The 5008-nt window shown below is 73.0% G+C and carries 2 protein-coding genes; one reads left to right on the forward strand and one right to left on the reverse strand.

The window, feature by feature from the left end; all coding sequences use genetic code 11:
- Positions 1-63: 63 nt before the first annotated feature.
- On the reverse strand, positions 64-1815 hold the full coding sequence (locus tag FNH05_RS32070; RefSeq protein ID WP_144592595.1) for a proline--tRNA ligase: 1752 nt from the start codon (positions 1813-1815) through the stop codon (positions 64-66).
- A 147-nt stretch (positions 1816-1962) separates the two neighbouring features.
- On the opposite strand from FNH05_RS32070, the gene FNH05_RS32075 reads away from it, so the two are divergent.
- Positions 1963-5004 carry an AfsR/SARP family transcriptional regulator gene (locus FNH05_RS32075; RefSeq protein WP_186382843.1) on the forward strand — a complete coding sequence of 1014 codons (3042 nt, stop codon included), beginning with the start codon at positions 1963-1965 and terminating at the stop codon, positions 5002-5004.
- Positions 5005-5008: the final 4 nt, after the last annotated feature.

Below are 5008 nucleotides of genomic sequence, written 5' to 3' on the forward strand. Positions count from 1 at the left end.
GTCCCTTCACAGTCGTATCGGCCGTGAAGGGACCCTTCACGGCCCTTCGACTCGGTGCCGGGGTCAGCCGCGGACGAGCTTCACCAGGTGCGCCACGGCCTCGCCGACCGGGACCTCCTCGCGATCCCCCGAGGCGCGGTCCTTGATCTCGACCAGGCCCTTGGCCAGCCCGCGACCCACCACCAGGATGGTCGGCACGCCGACCAGCTCGGCGTCGGCGAACTTCACGCCCGGCGTGGCCTTGCGGTCGTCGAGCAGCACGCGGATCCCGGCCGCGTCCAGCTCGGCGGCCAGCTCCTGGGCGCCCGCCGCGATCGACTCGTCCTTGCCCGCGATCACCACGTGCACGTCGAACGGCGCCACGGACCGCGGCCACACCAGGCCGAGCTCGTCGTAGTGCTGTTCGGCGATCGCCGCGACGAGGCGGGAAACGCCGATCCCGTAGGAACCCATGGTGATCCGGATCGGCTTCGAGTCGGCACCCAGCGCGTCCACCTCGAACGCGTCGGTGTACTTGCGGCCGAGCTGGAAGATGTGCCCGATCTCGATGCCGCGGGCGGCGACCAGCGTGCCCTTGCCGTCGGGTGAAGCGTCGCCTTCGCGGACCTCCGCGGCCTCGATGGTGCCGTCCGGCTGGAAGTCGCGGCCCGCCACCAGGTCCACCACGTGGTGGTCGACCTTGTCCGCCCCGGTCACCCAGGCCGTGCCGGTGACGACACGCGGGTCGACCAGGTAGCGAATCCCGTTGTCCTGCAACGCCTTCGGCCCGATGTAGCCCTTCACCAGGAACGGGTTCGCGGCGAAGTCGGACTCCTCGAGCAGCGCCACCTCCGCCGGCTCCAGCGAGGCTTCGAGCCGCTTCTGGTCGACCTCGCGGTCACCGGGGATGCCGATGCCGAGGATCTCCCACTCGGAGTCGCCGGGACGGCGGATCTTCACCATGACGTTCTTCAGCGTGTCCGCGGCGGTGAACGTGCGGCCGAGGTCGGTCCTGGTGTTGAGGTAGTCGACCAGGGTGGCGATGGTGGGCGTGTTCGGCGTGTGGTGCACCTGGGCCTCGGGCCTGTCCTCCACGGACTGGGCCGCCGGGGCGGGGGTGACCACGGCTTCCACGTTGGCCGCGTAATCCGAACCGGTGCTGCGGACGTAGGTGTCCTCACCCGTTTCGGCGACCGCGAGGAACTCCTCGGACGCGGAGCCGCCCATCGCGCCCGAGGTCGCGGCCACGATCACGTAGTCGAGGCCGAGCCGGTCGAAGATCCTGATGTAGGCGTCGCGGTGCAGCTGGTAGGACCGGGACAGGCCCTCGTCGTCCAGGTCGAAGGAGTAGGAGTCCTTCATGACGAACTCGCGGCCCCGCAGGATGCCCGCGCGGGGACGCGCTTCGTCGCGGTACTTGGTCTGGATCTGGTACAGGGCCACGGGGTAGTCCTTGTACGAGCTGTACTCGCCCTTCACGGTGAGCGCGAACAGCTCCTCGTGCGTCGGGCCGAGCAGGTAGTCGGCGCCCTTGCGGTCCTTGAGGCGGAACAGGCCCTCGCCGTACTCGGTCCAGCGGCCGGTCTTCTCGTACGGCTCGCGGGGCAGCAGGGCGGGGAACTGGATCTCCTGCGCGCCGATCGCGTCCATCTCCTCGCGCACCACCGTTTCGATGTTGCGCAGCACCCGCAGGCCCAGCGGCAGCCACGAATACCCGCCCGGGGCCACGCGGCGGACGTAGCCTGCGCGCACCAGCAGCTTGTGGCTGGGCACTTCGGCGTCCGCCGGGTCCTCACGCAGGGTGCGAAGGAACAACGACGACATCCTGGTGATCACTGGGGTACTCCTCGGGGTGCGCACGGGCGCTGATAGACGTTCAGCCCAGCGTAGTCAACCCCCCGCGACCCCCGCCCTTCCGGGGCCTCCTGGAGCCGGAGCGGCCGGACGCCCTCCGGTGTGCCGCCCGCCGCTACCGTGGTCCGCGTGTGGTTCGGCATCCTGGGGGCGACGCGGGCACTGGCCGAGGACGGGAGCGAACTCCCGCTCGGCGGCCCGCGTCCTCGTGCCCTGCTGGCCCGGCTGCTGCTCGACGCCGGCCGCGTGGTCGGCACGGACAGCCTGCTCGACGCGCTGTACGGGGAAGACCTGCCGCGCGAGGCGGCGAACGCGCTGCAGGCCCAGGTTTCCCGCCTGCGCCGCGTGCTCGGCGGCGGACGTCTCGAGCGTCATCCCGCCGGGTACCGGCTCGCCGTGGACCCCGCCGACGTCGACCTGCACCGGTTCCTGGCCCTGAGCGGCGAAGGGCGGCGGGCGCTGGCGGCCGGGGAACGGGAGCGGGCCGCCGGGCTGCTGCGGGAGGCGCTCGCGCTGTGGCGCGGCCCGGCGCTCGCCGACGTGACCGCGCCGTTCGCCGAACCGCAGGCGGCGAGGCTGGCCGAGTCGAGGGTGGCCGCGGTCGAGGACCTGGCCGAGGCCGAGCTGTCGCTGGCGCGGGCCAAGGAGGTCGTCGCGGAACTCGAGAAGCTCGCGGAAGACCACCCGATCCGGGAACGGCTGCACGCCCTGCTCGTCCGGGCGCTGAGCGCGTCGGGACGGCAAACCGAGGCCCTGGCGGCGTTCGAGCGGGTACGGCGGCGGCTGGCCGACGAACTCGGCAGCGACCCGTCCCCGGAACTGGCCGCGGCCCATCTCGCCGTGTTGCGGTCGGAGCCGGTCCGGGTGCGGGGGCTTCCCGCCCAGCTGACCAGTTTCGTCGGCCGGGAAGAGGAGCTGGCGAGGATCGGCGAGCTGCTCGCGGGCAGGCGCCTGGTCACGCTGACCGGTCCGGGCGGGGCGGGCAAGACGCGGCTCGCGATCGAAGCGAGCGGGCGGCAGAACGGCGAAGCCTGTTTCGTGGACCTCGCGCCGCTGCGGGACGGCGGCGCCCTTCCCCAGGCCGTGCTGGACGCGCTCGGGCTGCGCGAGAGCGCGTTGTTCGGCGCACCGGGCCAGGCCGGGGCCGCCGAACGGATCACCGCCGCGTTGGCCGACCGCCGCCTGCTGCTGGTGTTCGACAACTGCGAGCACGTCATCGCCGAAGCCGCCGCACTCGTGCACCGGCTGCTCACCGGCTGCCCCGGTCTGCGGGTGATCGCCACCAGCCGCGAGCCGCTCGGCATCACCGGCGAGGCTCTGTACCCGGTGCCGCCGCTGCCCGCGTCCTCGGCGACCCGCCTGTTCCTGGACCGCGCCGCCACGGTTTCGGAGCCGGTCACGGAGGCCGGGACCGATACGGTGGCCAGGATCTGCGCCGCCCTCGACGGGCTGCCGCTGGCGATCGAGCTCGCCGCCGCCCGGCTGCGCACGATCCCGTTGCCGCGCCTGGAAGACCGTCTCGACGACCGGTTCCGCCTGCTGTCCCGGGGCAGCCGGACAGCCGCGCCCCGCCAGCAGACGCTGCGCGCCGTGGTCGGGTGGAGCTGGGACCTGCTCGGCGAAGACGAGCAGCGGCTGCTGCGGCGGCTGGCCGTGTTCGCGGGCGGCACCACGGCCGAAGCGGCGGCCCTGGTGTGCGGAGTGTCCGAAGTAGACGCCGAGGACCTGCTCGCGGGACTGGCGGAGAAATCGCTGGTCGAACCCGCGAACGGGCGGTACCGGCTGCTGGAGACCATCCGGGCCTACGCCGCCGAGCGGCTCGGCGAGGCCGGGGAGCGGGACGGCCTGGCCCGGGCGCACGCCGAGTACTTCCTCGACCTCGCCCGCACCGCCGAGCCCTTCCTGCGCCGCGCCGAGCAACTCGCCTGGCTGGCCCGGCTGACCGCCGAACACGCCAACCTGCACGCCGCACTGCACTGGGCGGTGGACGCCGACCCCGGGCTGGCGCTCCGGCTGCTCGGGGTGATGTCCTCGTACTGGCGCCTGCGCGGCGTCATCAGCGAGGTCACCCCGCTGGCCGCGCGCCTGCTGGAACGGCTCGGCCCACGCGTGCCCGAGGGGCTGGAAGAGGAGTACGTGCTCACCGTGCTCGCCACCGGTCCCTCCGAAGTGGACGGTCATCGGCGGCGGGCGGGCCAGGTCATGCGCACGCTGCGGGGACCGGTCCGGCTGCCGCACCTGCTTGTGGCCTGGGCCCTGTTCGCGGGCCCGCCGGAACCGGGAGAACCGCTGAGCCCGCTGAACCAGCAGTTCGCCACCACCGACGACCCCTGGTTCCAGGCTCTGGCCCAATTCTCGCTGAGCTACCTGCAGGTGTTCAACGGGAATCCGGCCGCCGCGGAACCGCAGTTCGGGGCCGCGCTCGAGCTGTTCCGCTCGGTGGGCGACCGCTGGGGCATGGCCCAGGTCCTCGACGGGCTGGCCACCGTCACCGAGCTCGGCGGTAACCGGGAGCACGCCGTGGCGCTCACGGACGAAGCCATCGCACTGGTCGGGCAGCTCGGCGCGATCGAGGAACTGGCCGAACTGTGGGGGCGCCAGGCCCTGCGGCTGCGGTGCACCGACCCCGAGGCCGCGCGCGCCGACTTCGAACGCTCCGCCGAACTCGCCCACCGTGCCGGTGTCCCCGCGGTCCTCGCACTGGCCCACCTGGGACTCGGCGACCTGGAGCGGTGGGGCGGCAGGCTCGCCGAAGCCCGCCGCCGGTACGAGCAGGCACTGGGCGAATGCGGGACGGACTGGCAGAGCAGGGGCGCCCGCTCACGGATCCTGACCGCGCTCGGCCGCCTCGAACAGGCGGAGGGCAGGCGGGCCCCGGCCCGCGACCACCATCGCGCGGCGATCGAGATCGCCGCGGAAAACCAGATCCACACGGATCTGGTCGAAGCCACCGGAGGAGCGGCCGGACTACTCCTGCTGGAAGGGAATCCGGCCGCGGCGGCCCGGCTGCTCGGCATCTCCGTGGCCCTGCGCGGTGCCCCGCTGCCGGACGACCCGGACGTCCGCTCCCTGAAGGAACTACTCGGCACCTCCCACGAGCGGGAGTTCGCCGAGGGCCTGGCGATGGACCGGGAGGCCGCCACCGCCCACCTCCACCACCTCTTCCCCTGAGACG

This window comes from Amycolatopsis rhizosphaerae, from assembly GCF_007713715.1.
Taxonomy (GTDB): domain Bacteria; phylum Actinomycetota; class Actinomycetes; order Mycobacteriales; family Pseudonocardiaceae; genus Amycolatopsis_E; species Amycolatopsis_E rhizosphaerae.